A 14,787-nucleotide genomic window follows, 5' to 3' on the forward strand; every position below is an offset into this window, starting at 1 on the left:
GTCGGCCGTGCCCGCCCCAGCTGCGGGCTGCTGTCCCGCCCAAGCTGCGGGCATGCGTGCCGCCTGGGGCGGCACGGGTGGGCGCAGGCGGTGCCCCGTCAGCGCCGGGTTGCGCGAACGCCCCCACCCCAGCCACCGCGCCGGGTGCCGGGGCGTCAGCGTCGGCTGGTCCGGCGTAGGTGGTGGCGTACTGCTCGTTGCGCGACGGGCCCCAGTTCCTCCAACGCCCCGACGAGAGACCCGAGTTGCTCCAGGGCGTCCAGCGCGGCGGTCGCCCCGGCCGCGTCCACCCCTTCGTACAGTTCGATGCCTACGAAGGACGCGGCAACCGCGCGCGCCAGCCCCGCGGGGTTCGCGAACTCCCCGAAGGGTGTCGCCGTCAGGACCCGGGTGAGGACCTTCTCGATCTCGACGATCCACAGGTCGAGCCCCGCCGCCGTGGCCGGGCCGAGGTTCTCGTGGGTCTGGGCGCCGGCGAGGAGCTGGCCGAGGAGGGCGACATGACCTCCGGCGCGTTCCTGTTCGTGGATCTCCCGGCCGACGGTGAGGAGTTCGGAGAGGGACGTGACGGTGGCCAGGCGGGGGCGGTAGCGCGCCACTGTCTGCTCCGCGCCGTATCTGCATGCCGCTGCCAGCAACTCGTCCACCGAACCGAAGTGGTAGAAGACCAGCGCCTGATTGACCCCGGCGGCGGCCGCCACCGTGCGGGCGGAGGTCTTGGCGATGCCCTGCTCGGTGAGCGTCCGCAGCGCGCCCTCGAGGAGTTTGGTCTTGGTTTCGAGGGACTTCGCCGTCTCGGGGCTCATGCGCGTGACTCCTCGCGGACGGGGCGGAGTCCGGGGCGTACACCGCATCGTTGTGTGTTTGTGTACGTCGCCTTGAATGAACCCTCGTAGCCGAACAGCGGGCCGAAGTAGCGGTTCACGACCTGGACTTGGATGCGGAAACGGGCCGTGTCGTCGTCGTAACTCTCACGTACCTGCGCCGTCGCGCCGATCAGTTCGGGGACGCGTACGTCCACCGGGCCCTCCCGGAAGCGGTGTTCGCCTGAGCTGATGAGGAGGGAGCCGTCGGGCTCCGCGGTGAAGTGGAGGTCGGTCGCCAGGTGCTGGTGGGTGCCGAGGTAGTCGAGGATGCGGTCGCCCTTGGGGCTCAGCACCATCTGGGCGTCGAAGCGGCGGGGGCCGCCGGGCAGGTCGAAGGTGCGCACGAAGGTCACCGTCTCACGGCCGTAGGTGTCCACGTAGGGGACGTTCTCGATGGTGAAGGGGACGTTCCGGCCGGTGCGCGGGACGAGGATGTTCCGGGTGGTGCCGAGCGTGAGGAAGGGTTTGAGCCAGGGGCCGCCGTGCCAGATGCGGTCCATGACGCCTTGTCCCGTACACGCCTCGCCGGTTGAGAGGCCCACGGAGAAGCGGCGTTGCAGTTGGGGGTGGAGGCGGTCGAAGTCCGTGCCCATCACCGCGCGGAAGATCGACGTCATGACAGCTCCTTCAGCGTGCGCAGGACACGCGGGGCACCCGCGCGCGTGGGCGGGGTGCGCAGGCAGCGGCGGGCGGCGGGCGTGCAGGCGAGGGGGGACTTGAGGAGGGCCGTGCAGATGGCGAGCGTCAGGAAGAGGGGGTAGACGTACGCCATCGTCGGCGCGAACGGGCCGAAGAGGGTGAGAGAGGAGGCCTTGAGCAGGGCCGTGGCCGAGAGCGTGAGGATCAGGGCTCGTACGGTCATCTCCGCCAGCCAGTTCAGGAGGGCTCGCTCGGGGGTGATCCCGCGCTCCAGCCAGAGGCGTAGGCGGTCGAAGGACCATGCCGTCGCCCAGCCCATCAGAGGGCGGAGGACCAGGCGGTCGACCAGTGCGCCGACGGCGCCCCAGCGGGGGCGGTAGTCGTAGCCGGTGAGGAAGCGGACTCCGTCGCCGTCGGGGACGTAGCGCCAGTAGCCGCTGCCCTCCGCGAGGAGGGAGAGGGGGTGCCGGGAGGCGAAGCGCAGGGCCGAGGTGCGGGTGCCGTCGGGGCGTTCCTTCTCGCCGGCCGAGACTCCGGTGCCGGCGATGGTGAGGAAGGGCAGCACGCGTGTGGCGTAGCGGAAGCGCTGCGGCTCGCCCTCGGTGCGCGGGAGGTAGTCGATCTCGGTGAAGCGGAGGTCCCAGCGCTGATGCTGGGAGGGGTCCTGGGTGTGGGTCCAGAGGTCGTCGAGGTCGGCGCGTATGAATGCCTCTATGTAGAGACCCATCGTTCATCCCCCTGGTGAGCGCGGAGTGGGTTTGTTTTTGAGCGGATGCTCAAACTGTCTTGGGCGGGAGCGTAGCAGCTGTTTGAGCGATCGCTCAAAGGGATGGGGCGAGAAAACCCCGGCCCGTGTCGGGCCGGGGTTCGGTGCTGGTGTGCGTGCCGGCTATTCGGCCAGGTGTCGCTCCACCGTCTCCACCTTGGAGGTGAGACCGTCGGTCACGCCGGGGCGGATGTCCGCCTTGAGGACCAGGGACACGCGCGGGGCGCGCTGCTCTACGGCGGCGACCGCTCGCTTGACGACGTCCATGACCTCGTCCCAGTCGCCCTCGACGGAGGTGAACATCGCGTCCGTGCGGTGGGGCAGGCCCGACTCGCGGACCACGCGGACGGCGTCGGCGACGTACTCCCCCACGTCCTCGCCGACACCCAGCGGCGTCACGGAGAAGGCGACGATCACGCGTTCACGATTCCTTCGTTGCGGGCGCGGGAGGCGATCACCGCGTTCTCGGCCTCGCGCTTGAGCTTGCGCTCGGCGAAGAAGCCGCCGGCCGGGAGGACGGAGAGGACGAAGTAGAGCGCCGCCGTCTTCTTCGGCCACTTGGTGCGGTTCCAGGCGTCCGCCCAGAAGATCACGTACAGGATGAAGAGGACGCCGTGGATCATGCCCATCGGGCGGACGGCGTCGAATTCGGTGGTCCGCTTCAGCACCGAGCAGAGGAGCAGGATCAGGAACGACACCGCCTCGGGGACCGAGACGAGGCGGAGGCGGCGGAGGGCGGCGGCGGTCTTGAGGTCCACGGGTCACCTTCGGTGGGAGAGGCGTCGACTGCTTGTGAACACGAGCACAAACGTCCTCCCATTGTGGCAAACGACTGTGGGTGCGCGTGGCCGGGGGTGGGGCCCGCTCCGCCCCTAGGGGTGCGGTCAGGGTCGATCTCCACCCGTGGGACCTGTTGGTGGACACCGGCTGCGGCTACCTTCGCACCGTGGCGATGTTCCGACTTCAAGGCAGCAAGGTGCTCGCCGTCGACATGACCGGGGACGCCGTGAAGGCGAAGAACGGCTCGATGGTCGCGTACGACGGGCAGATGGCCTTCAAGAAGCTGAGCGGCGGCGGTGAGGGCATCCGCGGGATGGTGACGCGGCGGATCACCGGGGAGCAGATGACGGTGATGGAGGTGAGGGGGCAGGGGACCTGTTGGTTCGCGGACCGGGCGTCCGAGATCAACCTCGTGAGTCTCCAGGGGGACAAGCTGTACGTGGAGTCCAGCAACCTGCTGGCGACCGACTCCGGGCTGCGGACGGGCACGTCCTTCACGGGGGTGCGCGGCGCCTCGCAGGGCAACGGGCTGTTCACCACGACGGTTGAGGGCCACGGTCAGGCGGCGATCATGTCCGACGGGCCGGCTGTGGCGCTGCGGGTGAGCCCGCAGTATCCGCTGAGCGTCGACCCGGGGGCCTATGTGGCGCATCAGGGGAATCTGCGGCAGTCGTTCCAGTCGGGTGTGACGTTCCGCACGTTCATGGGCGAGGGCGGCGGTGAGGCCTTCCAGATCCGCTTCGAGGGCGATGGGCTCGTGTATGTCCAGCCCAGTGAGCGGAACACCGTCGCGGGGGATGTGTGACATGGGCTTCCGTGAGATCAACTCGAAAATGATCGAGGCGACCGTCATGCCCGGCCAGCGGCTGTTCAGCCAGCGCGGCGCCATGCTCGCCTACAAGGGAGAGGTGTCCTTCACGCCCAACACGGCCGGGGGCCAGGGCGGGATCATGTCGATGATCGGGCGCCGGGTCGCCAACGAGGACACGCCCCTGATGACCGTCGAGGGCAGCGGCACGGTGCTGTTCGGGCACGGCGGCCACCACGTCCAGGTGATCCACCTCGCCGGCGACACGCTGTGTGTGGAGGCGGACCGGCTGCTCGCCTTCGAGGGCACGCTTCAGCAGGGCACGATGTTCCTGGGGTCGCAGGGCGGCGTGATGGGCATGGTGCGGGGCCAGGTGTCGGGCCAGGGGCTGTTCACCACCACCCTCAAGGGGCAGGGCGCGGTCGCGGTGATGGCGCACGGCGGTGTCTTCGAGATACCGATCACCCCCCAGCGTCCCGTCCATGTCGACCCGCAAGCCTACGTCGCCCACCACGGCGACGTACGCAACAAGCTGTCCACGGCCCTGGGCTGGCGGGACATGGTGGGCCGCGGCTCCGGCGAGGCGTTCCAGCTGGAGCTGAGCGGCAACGGCGCGGTGTACGTCCAGGCCTCGGAGGAGAAGCTGTGACCTACGGAACCCCGGGCGTCGTCGTCCACGACCCGATGACCCTGCCCGCCGACGACAACGTGAACGCGTACACCTTCTGCGTGGAGCTCAAGGGCTCCCAGTGGTTCCTGCAGAAGGGGAAGATGATCGCCTACTACGGCTCGATCGACTTCAACGGCATCGGGCACGGCCGTTTGGACCGTCTTGTCCGTACGTCGTTTCATTCGCCTCTGCACGCGAGCGACTGGGTCGTGGCGGAGGGTTCGGGCAAGATGCTCCTCGCCGACCGGGCCTTCGACGTGAATCCGTACGACCTCGAGAACGGCAATCTGACCATTCGCTCGGGCAACCTCCTCGCTTTTCAGCCAAGTCTCGCGCTCAAGCAGTCGATCGTTCCGGGTTTTCTGACGCTGATCGGAACCGGCAAGTTCATAGCCGCATCTAACGGCCCGGTGGTGTTCATGGAACCGCCGATCCGGGTGGACCCGCAGGCGCTCGTCGGCTGGGCCGACTGCCCGTCGCCGTGCCATCACTACGACCACGGCTATATGACGGGCCTGATGGGCGGTCTACGTGCGATGACGGGCCTCGGCGGGGCCTCCGGAGAGGAGCATCAGTTCGAGTTCGTGGGAGCGGGTACGGTCCTGCTGCAGTCCACCGAGACCCTGATGGCCGAGCAGGCCACGGGGGCGGTCCCGCAGCAGGCCGGCGTACCCGGTGGCCATGGGGGACAGACAGGGCCCGGACAGCAAGCCGGCGCACCGCGTCTTCCCGGACAGCTGGGGGACCTCCAGCGTCGCTTCGGGCTGTGAGCGGTAGTCTGCGGAGTGTGACGTCGAACGCGTGCACGCAGTCACACCACCCTCACTAGTTCGCCTTTCAACATTTTAGGTAGACTTCATTCATGGAGACCGAGACGGCCACGCGCTGGCTGACCGATGCGGAGCAGTGCGCCTGGCGCACCCACCTGGAGGTCAACAGGCTGTTGACGTACCAGCTCGAGAAGGACCTGCAGCCGTTCGGCCTGACGATGAACGACTACGAGATCCTGGTGAATCTCTCCGAGTCGGAGGGCGTACGGATGCGGATGAGCGACCTCGCGTCCGCCACCCTCCAGTCCAAGAGCCGCCTCTCACACCAGATCACCCGCATGGAGAACGCGGACCTGGTGCGGCGCGAGAACTGCGAGTCCGACCGCCGCGGGCTGTACGCGGTGCTGACCGAGCACGGCATGGAGACGATGCAGAAGGTCGCGCCCCATCATGTGGCGTCTGTGCGGAGGCACTTCATCGATCTGCTGTCCCCCGAGGCACTGACCGAGCTCGACAAGGCGCTGAAGCCGATCGCAGAGCACCTGCGCGGGCAGCGAGGGCGCCCCTGACGCCCTGATCAGGCAAGCGGCAGGCGGAGTGCGAACAGGGCTCCGCCTGCCGGTGCGTCCCGCACCGTGAGCGTGCCGCCGTGGCGTACGGCGACGTCCCGGGCGATGGCGAGGCCCAGCCCCGCGCCGCCGTCGTCACGGCTGCGGGCGGCGTCCAGCCGTACGAACCGCTCGAAGATGCGCTCCCGGTCGGCCTCCGGCACCCCGTCACCGTCGTCGGCCACCTCGACCACCGCACGCTCCCCGTCCCGCCGCACGGCCACGGTGACCGCCGATCCGGCGTGCCGCTGCGCGTTGTCCAGCAGATTGGCCAGCACCCGCCCCAGCTGCCCGCGTGATCCAGCCACTTCCACCGCATCGGCGGCCTCGACCGTCACGCCTGCCCGGCCGGCGGCCTCTTCCCGCGCCAGCGCGGCGAGGTCCACCCGTGTGCCGGCCGGCCCCTCCCCCGCGTCGAGCCGGGCCAGCAGCAGCAGGTCGGCGGCCAGGTGCTGCAGTCGTACGGTGTCGGCGACCGCCCCGTCCAGGTCCAGCAACTCCGGGTGGGCGGCGGCCACCTCCAGCTGGGTGCGCAGCGACGCGATCGGACTGCGCAGCTCGTGGGAGGCGTCGGCGACGAACCGCCGCTGGCGCTCCACGGAGGCCTCCAGGGCGGCCAGCGTCTCGTTCGTCGTCCGGGCGAGCCTGGCCACCTCGTCGTGCGTGTCCGGCACCGGCACGCGGCGCGCCAGGTCCTCGGAGGCGGTGATCGCGGCCATCTCGCCGCGGATGCCCTCGACCGGGCGCAGCGCACGCCGGGTGACCAGCCAGGTCACGCCCGCGACGACGCCGAGCAGCAGCGGGAAGCCGATCAGCATGACGGTCAGCGCGGTGTTGACGGCGCTCTGCTCGGCGGACAGCGGGGCGCCCGCGTAGACGGTCAGCGCACCCTTGCCCGGGACCTCCACAGGGACCTCGGCGAACCGGTAGTCGGCCGTCTCCCCCTCGATGGTCGCGGAACCGTCGTGGAACTTGGCATTCCGACCGATCTCACCGGGTTCCAGGGACTGGTCGTCGGCGTCGTCGTCATCGTCGTCGTCGCCCGCCACCGGGCTGCGCCCCGGCGTCTGCGGCCGTACCGCGTCCGTGCCCGTCCCGCTGATCCGCTCCAGCTTCTCGCTGGCCGCGACGAGCCTGCCGTCCGCGTCGACGACCTGGACCGGCTGGTCGTCGTCCAGGGAGAGCTGGTCGTACGCCGTCCCGGCCGCGAGGTCGGCGGCCACCTCCCGCGCGGACCGCTCGGCCTGCGTGCCCGCCTCGCCGACGAGGTTGGACCGCAGGGACAGCAGGACGGCGGTACCGGCCGCGAGCAGTGCCACGGCGACGACGAGGGTGGCGCCGAGTGTCGCCCGGGAGCGTACCGAGCCGAAGAGCCGTCGTCTCACGCCGTCTCCAGCCGGTAGCCGGCGCCGCGCACCGTCCGGATGAGCCCGGCGCGCAGCTTGCGCCGCAGGGTGCTGACGTACACCTCGACGATGTTCGGGTCGCCCTCGTACGCGAAGTCCCAGACGTGCTCCAGGATCTCGGCCTTGGACACCACCTCGCCGGCCCGCAGCACGAGCTGCTCCAGGACCGCGAACTCCTTGGCGGTCAGAGCGACTTCGTCCTCTGCCAGGAAGACCCGGCGGGCGGCGGTGTCGACCTTCAGCTCGCCGTGGACGTGCACGGGCGAGGCCCCGGCGCCCTGCCGTCGCCGCATCAGGGCCGGCAGGGCGGACGACGACACCGACGACCGTCACGACAAGTCGGACCGTGCCGACGACGACCACGACGACCGCAGCGACGACTGACGAACGCTCGGCCGTCGTTCGGCTGCGGGCCCGTCGTGGCTGGTCGCGCCCACGCGGCGGAGCCGCATATCGATACAGCCCCGCGCCCCTTCGGGGGCGCTGCTCCGGCCGTCCGCTGAAGGCGCCGGCCGCGTAGCGATCGTCAGCCCGCCGTGATCCCCGCCACCAGCTCGTCCGCCGCCCCGTACGGATCCAGTTCCCCGGCCACGATCCGCTCCGCCAGCGCGCTCAGGCGGCGGTCGCCGTGGAGGTCGCCGATGCGTTCGCGGAGGGCGGTGACGGCGATGGTCTCGACCTCGCGGGAGGCGCGGGCGAGGCGGCGCTCGGCGAGGACGCCGTGCTCCTCCATCCAGGCGCGGTGCTTCTCCAGCGCTTCGAGGACCTCGTCGATGCCCTCGGCACGGGCGGCGACCGTCTTGACGATCGGGGGGCGCCAGTCGCCCGGGCCCCGGGACTCGCCGAGGCCGAGCATGTGGTTCAGTTCGCGGGCGGTCGCGTCGGCGCCGTCGCGGTCGGCCTTGTTGACGACGTACACATCGCCGATCTCCAGGATTCCGGCCTTGGCCGCCTGGATGCCGTCGCCCATGCCGGGGGCCAGGAGGACCACGCTCGTGTCCGCCTGCGAGGCGATCTCGACCTCCGACTGGCCGACGCCGACGGTCTCGACCAGGATCACGTCGCAGCCGGCCGCGTCCAGTACGCGGATCGCCTGCGGCGCGGACCACGCGAGGCCGCCCAGGTGGCCGCGCGTCGCCATGGAGCGGATGTAGACGCCGGGGTCGGAGGCGTGCTCCGACATGCGGACGCGGTCGCCGAGCAGGGCGCCGCCGGAGAACGGCGAGGACGGGTCGACGGCGAGCACGCCGACCCGCTTGCCCTGCTTGCGATACGCCGTCACCATCGCCGACGTAGATGTCGACTTGCCGACACCCGGTGAGCCGGTGAGGCCGACGACGTACGCGTTGCCCGTCAACGGGGCCAGCGCCGTCATGACCTCGCGGAGCTGCGGGGACGCCCCCTCCACCAGGGAGATCAGCCGGGCCACGGCCCGCGGCCGGCCTTCTCTGGCCTGGGCCACCAGCGTGGAGACGTCCTGCATCACAGCTCCGTTCAGCTCGCCTTCGAAATCGACATCAGGCCTTGGGTACCCGCACGACGAGCGCATCACCCTGCCCGCCGCCGCCGCACAGCGCGGCTGCGCCGACACCGCCGCCCCGGCGCTTCAGCTCCAGCGCCAGGTGCAGCACGAGGCGGGCGCCCGACATGCCGATCGGGTGGCCCAGGGCGATCGCGCCACCATTGACGTTCACCCTTTCGCTGGACACTCCGAGGTCCTTCATTGACTGGACGGCGACCGCCGCGAACGCCTCGTTGATCTCGATGAGGTCGAGGTCCGCGACCTCCAGGCCCTCCTTCTTCAGGGCGTGCAGGATCGCGTTCGACGGCTGCGACTGGAGAGAGTTGTCCGGACCGGCCACATTGCCGTGGGCGCCGATCTCGGCGATCCACTCGAGGCCCAGCTCCTGCGCCTTGGTCTTGCTCATCACGACCACGGCCGCCGCACCGTCGGAGATCTGCGAGGCCGAACCCGCGGTGATCGTGCCGTCCTTGGCGAACGCCGGGCGCAGCTTGCCCAGCGACTCGGCCGTCGTCTCGGCGCGGATGCCCTCGTCCTGGCTGAAGACGACCGGCTCGCCCTTGCGCTGCGGGATCTCGACCGGGGTGATCTCGGCCTCGAAGACGCCGTTCTTCTGGGCGGCCGCGGCGCGCTGGTGGGACAGGGCGGCGATCTCGTCCTGCTCGGGGCGCGCGATGCCCAGCTTCGTGTTGTGCTTCTCGGTCGACTGGCCCATGGGGACGTTCTCCCACGGGTCGGTCAGACCGTCGTACGCCATGGCGTCGAGCATCTCGATCGCCCCGTACTTGTATCCCTCGCGGGACTTCGGGAGCAGATGGGGGGCGTTGGTCATGGACTCCTGACCGCCGGCCACGATCACGTCGAACTCGCCGGCGCGGATCAGCTGGTCCGCGAGCGCGATCGCGTCGAGGCCGGACAGGCACACCTTGTTGACGGTGAGCGCCGGGACGTTCATCGGAATGCCCGCCTTGACCGCGGCCTGGCGTGCCGGGATCTGCCCTGCCCCGGCCTGGAGCACCTGGCCCATGATCACGTACTGCACCTGGTCGCCGCCGATCCCCGCACGGTCGAGGGCGGCCTTGATCGCGAAGCCGCCAAGCTCGGCCCCGGAGAACGACTTGAGCGAGCCGAGCAACCGGCCCATCGGAGTGCGGGCACCCGCGACGATGACGGATGTCGTGGTGTTCGTTCCAGACATGAGGTGCGATCCCCTTTCAGCTGCACAGCTGAGGAGTGAACGAGGGTTTACTTCGAATGTACTGAGCGGTAGTCCACCGCGTCATCCGGCAGTCGGTGTGATCGCGCGCACGTTGCGTAACCGCTCCCGTAGCGCTGCACTGACTTCATGCTGACGCGAATCGACCACATCGGGATCGCCTGCTTCGACCTCGACAAGACCGTCGAGTTCTACCGGGCCACGTATGGCTTCGAGGTGTTCCACTCCGAGATCAACGAGGAGCAGGGCGTACGCGAGGCCATGCTCAAGATCAACGATACGTCCGACGGCGGGGCGTCCTACCTCCAGCTCCTGGAGCCCACCCGCGAGGACTCCACCGTCGCGAAGTGGCTGGCGAAGAACGGGGAGGGCGTCCACCACATCGCCTTCGGCACAGCGGATGTCGACGCCGACGCCGCGGACATCAAGGACAAGGGCGTACGCGTGCTCTACGAAGAGCCCCGACGCGGCTCCATGGGGTCACGGATCACGTTCCTGCACCCAAAGGATTGCCATGGCGTCCTGACAGAACTGGTCACTTCGGCGCCTGTTGAGTCACCTGAGCACTGACCGCCGTACATATGGGCCGGTAGGGTTGGGGGCGGTCGCCGCTCAACCCTGTGGTGACCGCTGGCCGGGGTCCGGGTTTCGGGGGGCGAGCGTCGGGGCGGCAGCCCGTGCTCCGCCGTTGATCTGACACCATTCCCCGGGGGCCCCGTTCGGCGGATGGACGGTGCTCGTTTGGAGAGACTTGCGACCAGGGGACGGATGGGACCGCGCAGTGCGGGGCTACGAAAGCCAGGAGCGAGAGCCGGCGGCTGACGTCGACCACCTCTCTCGGTTCGAGGCCGAGATGGATCGGCTGAAGACCGAGCGGGAAAAGGCGATCCAGCACGCCGAGGACCTCGGCTACCAGGTCGAGGTGCTGCGCGCCAAGCTGCACGAGGCGCGGCGCACCCTCATGTCCCGGCCCGCCTACGAGGGCGGCGACATCGGCTACCAGGCCGAGCAGTTGCTGCGCAACGCCCAGATGCAGGCCGACCAGCTGCGGCTCGACGCCGAGCGGGAGATGAGCCAGGCCCGGGCGCAGACCCAGCGGATCCTCCAGGAGCACGCCGAGCAGGCCGCCCGGCTCCAGGCGGAGCTGCACCAGGAGGCGGTCACCCGCCGCCAGCAGCTCGACCAGGAGCTGGCCGAGCGCCGGCAGACCGTCGAGTCGCACGTCAACGAGAACGTGGCATGGGCCGAACAGCTGCGCGCCCGCAGCGAGCAGCAGGCCCGCCGGCTCCTCGAGGAGTCCCGCGCGGAGGCCGAGAAGGCCATGGCCACCGCCCGCGCCGAGGCCGAGCGGCTCACCGCCGAGGCCCGGCAGCGGCTGACCAGCGAGGCCGAGACGGCCCGCGCGGAGGCCGAGCAGTTGCTGCGCCGCGCCCGCACGGACGCCGAGCGGCTGCTGAACGCGGCGTCCACCCAGGCCCAGGAGGCCACGGACCACGCCGAGCAGCTGCGCAGTTCCACGACGAACGAGTCGGAGTCGGCCCGCCGTCAGGCCACCGAGATGAGCCGGGCCGCCGAGCAGCGGATGGCGGAGGCCGAGAAGGCGCTGCGCACGGCGCAGGCCGAGGCCGAGAAGGTGCTCACCGAGGCCAAGGAGGCCGCCGCCAAGGCCCTCTCCAGCGCCGAGGCGGCCAACGAGCAGCGCACGCGTACGGCAAAGGAGCAGGTCGCCCGGCTGGTCAGCGAGGCCACCAAGGAGGCCGAGGCCACCAAGACGGACGCCGAGCAGATCGTCTCGGACGCCCGTGCCGAGGCCGAGCGGATCGTCGAGGAAGCCGCCGAGAAGGCCCGCACCCTCACCGCCGAGGAGAGCGCGACCCAGCTGTCGAAGGCGGCCAAGACCGCCGAGGACGTCCTCAACAAGGCGCAGGAGGACGCGCAGAACACCACCAAGGCGGCTGCCGAGGAGGCCGAGCGGATCCGCCGCGAGGCGGAGGCCGAGGCCGACCGGCTGCGCGCCGAGGCGCATGACATCGCCGAGCAGCTCAAGGGCTCGGCGAAGGACGACACCAAGGAGTACCGCGCCAAGACGGTCGAGCTGCAGGAGGAGGCCCGCCGGCTGCGCGGCGAGGCCGAGCAGCTGCGCGCCGACGCGGTCGCCGAGGGCGAGAAGATCCGCGCGGAGGCCCGCAAGGAGGCCGTCCAGCAGATCGAGGAGGCGGCCAAGACCGCCGAGGAGCTGCTCTCCAAGGCGAGGGCCGACGCCGACGAGCTGCGCCAGACCGCCCAGTCGGACAGCGAGAAGGTCCGTACGGAGGCGATCGAGCGGGCGACGACGCTGCGCCGTCAGGCCGAGGAGACCCTGCAGCGCACCCGCCAGGAGGCCGAGCGGCACCGCGAGGAGGTCGTCGAGCAGGCCGAGGGCATCAAGGCGGACGCCGAGCGGGCCTCGCGTGAGCTGCGCGAGGAGACCGAGCGCGCCATAGAGGCCCGCCGCGCCGAGGCCGCCGAGGGACTGGCCCTGCTGCACACGGAGGCCGAGGAGCGGCTCGCGGCGGCAGAGCAGGCGCTGGCCGACGCCCGCGAGGAGGCCGCGCGGATCCGCCGCGAGGCCGCCGAGGAGACGGAGCGGCTGCGCTCCGAGGCCGCCGAACGGATCCGTACGCTCCAGGCGCAGGCCGAGGCGGAGGCCGAACGGCTGCGGGACGAGGCCGCGTCGGACGCGTCCGCCTCCCGCGCGGAGGGCGAGGCCATCGCCGTACGCCTGCGGTCGGAGGCCGCGGCGGAGGCCGAGCGGCTGAAGTCGGAGGCCCAGGACACCGCCGACCGGGTCCGCGCGGAGGCACAGGCCGCCGCCGAGCGGCTCGGCACGGAGGCCACGGAGACGCTGGCCGCCGCCCAGGAGGAGGCCGCCCGGCGCCGCCGCGAGGCCGAGGAACTCCTCGGCTCCGCGCGTCAGGAGGCGGACCAGGAGCGGCAGCGGGCCCGCGAGCAGAGCGAGGAGCTGCTGGCCTCCGCGCGCAACCGCGTGGAGGAGGCGCAGACCGAGGCGCTGAGGCTGATCGAGGAGGCCGACCGGCGCGCGACCGAGATGGTGTCGGCCGCCGAGCAACACGCCCAGCAGGTACGGGACTCGGTCGTCGGGCTGCACGAGCAGGCCCAGGAGGAGATCACCGGGCTGCGCTCCGCCGCCGAGCACGCGGCGGACCGTACCCGGCGCGAGGCGCAGGAGGAGGCCGACCGGGTTCGCGCGGACGCCTACGCCGAGCGGGAGCGGGCCAGCGAGGACGCGGGCCGTGTCCGGCGCGAGGCTGCCGAGGAGACGGAGGCCGCCAAGTCCCTTGCGGAGCGCACCGTTTCGGAGGCGATCGCGGAGTCGGAGCGGCTGCGTTCGGACGCGGCCGAGCACGCCCAGCGGGTGCGCACCGAGGTGTCGGACCTCACCGAGCAGGCCGAGCAGGACGCCTCGCGCACCCGGGCGGACGCCCGCGAGGACGCCAACCGCATCCGGTCGGACGCGGCGACGCAGGCGGACACCCTCATCACCGAGGCGCGGTCCGAGGCGGAGCGGCTGGCCACGGAGACGGCCGCCCAGGCCGAGCAGCGGCTGTCGGACGCGACCAGCGACGCGGAGCGGCTGCGCGCGGAGGCCGCCGACACCGTCGGCGCGGCCCAGCAGCACGCCGAGCGGGTCCGGGCCGAGTCGGCGCGGGTCAAGGCGGAGGCCGAAGCGGAGGCCGAGCGGCTGGTCAACGGCGCACGCGAGGAGGCCGAGCGCGCCCTCGACGAGGCCCGCAAGGAGTCCAACAAGCGGCGCTCCGAGGCCGCCGAGCAGGTCGACAAGCTCATCACGGAGACCACGGCCGAGGCGGACAAGCTGCTCACCGAGGCGCAGCAGCAGGCGCACAAGACGACGGCCGAGGCGGAGGCGCAGGCCGACACGATGGTCGGCGCCGCCCGCAGCGAGGCCGACCGGCTGGTGTCCGAGGCGACCGTCGAGGGCAACGCGATGGTGGAGAAGGCCCGTACGGACGCGGACGAGTTGCTCGTCGGCGCCCGCCGGGACGCCACCGCGATCCGGGAGCGCGCCGAGGAGCTGCGCGACCGCATCACGACGGAGATCGAGGAACTGCACGAGCGGGCCCGCCGTGAGTCGGCCGAGACGATGAAGTCGGCGGGCGACCGCTGCGACGCGCTCATCAAGGCCGCCGAGGAACAGCTCGCCAAGGCGCAGGCGAAGGCCAAGGAGCTGGTCTCGGAGGCCAACTCCGAGGCGGGCAAGGTCCGTATCGCCGCGGTCAAGAAGGCCGAGGGGCTGCTCAAGGAGGCCGAGCAGAAGAAGGCGACGCTCGTCAGGGAGGCCGAGGAGCTCAAGGCCGAGGCGATCCGCGAGGCGAAGCGCACGGTCGAGGAGGGCAAGCGCGAGCTGGAGACGCTGGTGCGGCGCCGCGAGGACATCAACGCCGAGATCTCCCGCGTCCAGGACGTCCTGGAGGCGCTCGAGTCCTTCGAAGCGCCGTCCGCGGGCAAGGACGGCGCGGTCAAGGCGGGTGCGACGGTCGGCGCCCCCCGATCGGGTGGCAAGTCGCCGGAGAGCTAGCGCAGTCGAGGAGTTTCGGTGTCTTCTGGGGCCTTTGACCAAGTCTTTGGCAAGCCGTCTGAGGGTTAGCCACCCAAAAGGGGTGTCATTCTCCAGATCAAACACGCATCCGCTCGATGACACACCGCTTCGGCCCCTA

14 protein-coding genes and 1 pseudogene are annotated in these 14,787 nt (G+C 70.9%); 6 read left to right on the plus strand and 9 right to left on the minus strand.

Going from position 1 to position 14,787, the window contains the following annotated elements:
• Positions 1-155: 155 nt before the first annotated feature.
• The 5 genes from OG828_RS16730 to OG828_RS16750 all read right to left on the minus strand — a co-directional run bounded on the left by OG828_RS16730 (position 156) and on the right by OG828_RS16750 (position 3,029).
• On the minus strand, positions 156-806 hold the full coding sequence (locus tag OG828_RS16730) for a TetR/AcrR family transcriptional regulator (RefSeq protein WP_328501599.1): 651 nt from the start codon (positions 804-806) through the stop codon (positions 156-158).
• Positions 803-1,483, minus strand: a complete 681-nt coding sequence (locus tag OG828_RS16735; RefSeq protein ID WP_328501600.1) for a DUF4166 domain-containing protein — start codon at positions 1,481-1,483, stop codon at positions 803-805. Before OG828_RS16735 ends, OG828_RS16730 begins: the two co-directional genes overlap by 4 nt.
• Positions 1,480-2,232: a hypothetical protein gene (locus OG828_RS16740; RefSeq protein WP_328501601.1), complete on the minus strand. Its 753-nt coding sequence runs from the start codon at positions 2,230-2,232 to the stop codon at positions 1,480-1,482. The genes OG828_RS16735 and OG828_RS16740 overlap by 4 nt, the downstream gene beginning before the upstream one ends.
• 162 nt (positions 2,233-2,394) lie before the next feature.
• On the minus strand, positions 2,395-2,688 hold the full coding sequence (locus OG828_RS16745; RefSeq protein ID WP_328438509.1) for an MTH1187 family thiamine-binding protein: 294 nt from the start codon (positions 2,686-2,688) through the stop codon (positions 2,395-2,397).
• On the minus strand, positions 2,685-3,029 hold the full coding sequence (locus OG828_RS16750; protein ID WP_328501602.1) for a DUF3817 domain-containing protein: 345 nt from the start codon (positions 3,027-3,029) through the stop codon (positions 2,685-2,687). Before OG828_RS16750 ends, OG828_RS16745 begins: the two co-directional genes overlap by 4 nt.
• 194 nt (positions 3,030-3,223) lie before the next feature.
• Between OG828_RS16750 and OG828_RS16755 the strand changes: the two genes are divergently transcribed.
• The 4 genes from OG828_RS16755 to OG828_RS16770 all read left to right on the plus strand — a co-directional run bounded on the left by OG828_RS16755 (position 3,224) and on the right by OG828_RS16770 (position 5,868).
• Positions 3,224-3,856 (plus strand): AIM24 family protein, encoded by a 633-nt coding sequence (locus tag OG828_RS16755; RefSeq protein ID WP_301987603.1) that lies wholly within the window; start codon positions 3,224-3,226, stop codon positions 3,854-3,856.
• A 1-nt stretch (position 3,857) separates the two neighbouring features.
• Positions 3,858-4,508: an AIM24 family protein gene (locus OG828_RS16760; RefSeq protein WP_328501603.1), complete on the plus strand. Its 651-nt coding sequence runs from the start codon at positions 3,858-3,860 to the stop codon at positions 4,506-4,508.
• Positions 4,509-4,543: 35 nt separating this feature from the next.
• Complete coding sequence (locus tag OG828_RS16765) at positions 4,544-5,299, plus strand: AIM24 family protein (RefSeq protein WP_210572975.1); 756 nt, start codon at positions 4,544-4,546, stop codon at positions 5,297-5,299.
• 92 nt (positions 5,300-5,391) lie between these two features.
• Complete coding sequence (locus tag OG828_RS16770) at positions 5,392-5,868, plus strand: MarR family winged helix-turn-helix transcriptional regulator (protein WP_210572664.1); 477 nt, start codon at positions 5,392-5,394, stop codon at positions 5,866-5,868.
• An 8-nt stretch (positions 5,869-5,876) separates the two neighbouring features.
• Here OG828_RS16770 and OG828_RS16775 read toward each other — a convergent pair whose 3' ends face one another.
• From OG828_RS16775 to OG828_RS16790, 4 genes and pseudogenes are all read right to left on the minus strand, one after another.
• On the minus strand, positions 5,877-7,292 hold the full coding sequence (locus OG828_RS16775) for a sensor histidine kinase (RefSeq protein WP_328501604.1): 1,416 nt from the start codon (positions 7,290-7,292) through the stop codon (positions 5,877-5,879).
• A pseudogene (locus OG828_RS16780) lies at positions 7,289-7,612 on the minus strand (winged helix-turn-helix domain-containing protein); the annotation flags it as partial. The pseudogene OG828_RS16780 and the gene OG828_RS16775, both read right to left, overlap by 4 nt.
• Positions 7,613-7,839: 227 nt before the next feature.
• Positions 7,840-8,796 (minus strand): methylmalonyl Co-A mutase-associated GTPase MeaB, encoded by a 957-nt coding sequence (gene meaB / locus OG828_RS16785; protein WP_328501605.1) that lies wholly within the window; start codon positions 8,794-8,796, stop codon positions 7,840-7,842.
• Between the two features lie 34 nt (positions 8,797-8,830).
• Positions 8,831-10,033, minus strand: a complete 1,203-nt coding sequence (locus tag OG828_RS16790; protein ID WP_328356802.1) for an acetyl-CoA C-acetyltransferase — start codon at positions 10,031-10,033, stop codon at positions 8,831-8,833.
• 147 nt (positions 10,034-10,180) lie between these two features.
• Here OG828_RS16790 and mce point away from each other — a divergent pair, with 147 nt between their 5' ends.
• A complete protein-coding gene (gene mce / locus OG828_RS16795; protein ID WP_210572649.1) occupies positions 10,181-10,621 on the plus strand; it encodes a methylmalonyl-CoA epimerase in 441 nt (146 codons plus the stop codon).
• A 211-nt stretch (positions 10,622-10,832) separates the two neighbouring features.
• Positions 10,833-14,648: a polarized growth protein Scy gene (scy, locus tag OG828_RS16800; protein WP_328501606.1), complete on the plus strand. Its 3,816-nt coding sequence runs from the start codon at positions 10,833-10,835 to the stop codon at positions 14,646-14,648.
• Positions 14,649-14,787: the final 139 nt, after the last annotated feature.

The sequence above is a fragment of the Streptomyces sp. NBC_00457 genome, assembly GCF_036014015.1.
Taxonomy (GTDB): domain Bacteria; phylum Actinomycetota; class Actinomycetes; order Streptomycetales; family Streptomycetaceae; genus Streptomyces.

Bases quoted from the DNA above. Each gene is read 5' to 3' on its own strand.
- OG828_RS16730 (WP_328501599.1), bottom strand. From the start codon at position 806: ATGAGCCCCGAGACGGCGAAGTCCCTCGAAACCAAGACCAAACTCCTC.
- OG828_RS16735 (WP_328501600.1), bottom strand. From the start codon at position 1,483: ATGACGTCGATCTTCCGCGCGGTGATGGGCACGGACTTCGACCGCCTC.
- OG828_RS16740 (WP_328501601.1), bottom strand. From the start codon at position 2,232: ATGGGTCTCTACATAGAGGCATTCATACGCGCCGACCTCGACGACCTC.
- OG828_RS16755 (WP_301987603.1), top strand. From the start codon at position 3,224: ATGTTCCGACTTCAAGGCAGCAAGGTGCTCGCCGTCGACATGACCGGG.
- OG828_RS16760 (WP_328501603.1), top strand. From the start codon at position 3,858: ATGGGCTTCCGTGAGATCAACTCGAAAATGATCGAGGCGACCGTCATG.
- OG828_RS16765 (WP_210572975.1), top strand. From the start codon at position 4,544: ATGACCCTGCCCGCCGACGACAACGTGAACGCGTACACCTTCTGCGTG.
- OG828_RS16770 (WP_210572664.1), top strand. From the start codon at position 5,392: ATGGAGACCGAGACGGCCACGCGCTGGCTGACCGATGCGGAGCAGTGC.
- meaB (WP_328501605.1), bottom strand. From the start codon at position 8,796: ATGCAGGACGTCTCCACGCTGGTGGCCCAGGCCAGAGAAGGCCGGCCG.
- OG828_RS16790 (WP_328356802.1), bottom strand. From the start codon at position 10,033: ATGTCTGGAACGAACACCACGACATCCGTCATCGTCGCGGGTGCCCGC.
- mce (WP_210572649.1), top strand. From the start codon at position 10,181: ATGCTGACGCGAATCGACCACATCGGGATCGCCTGCTTCGACCTCGAC.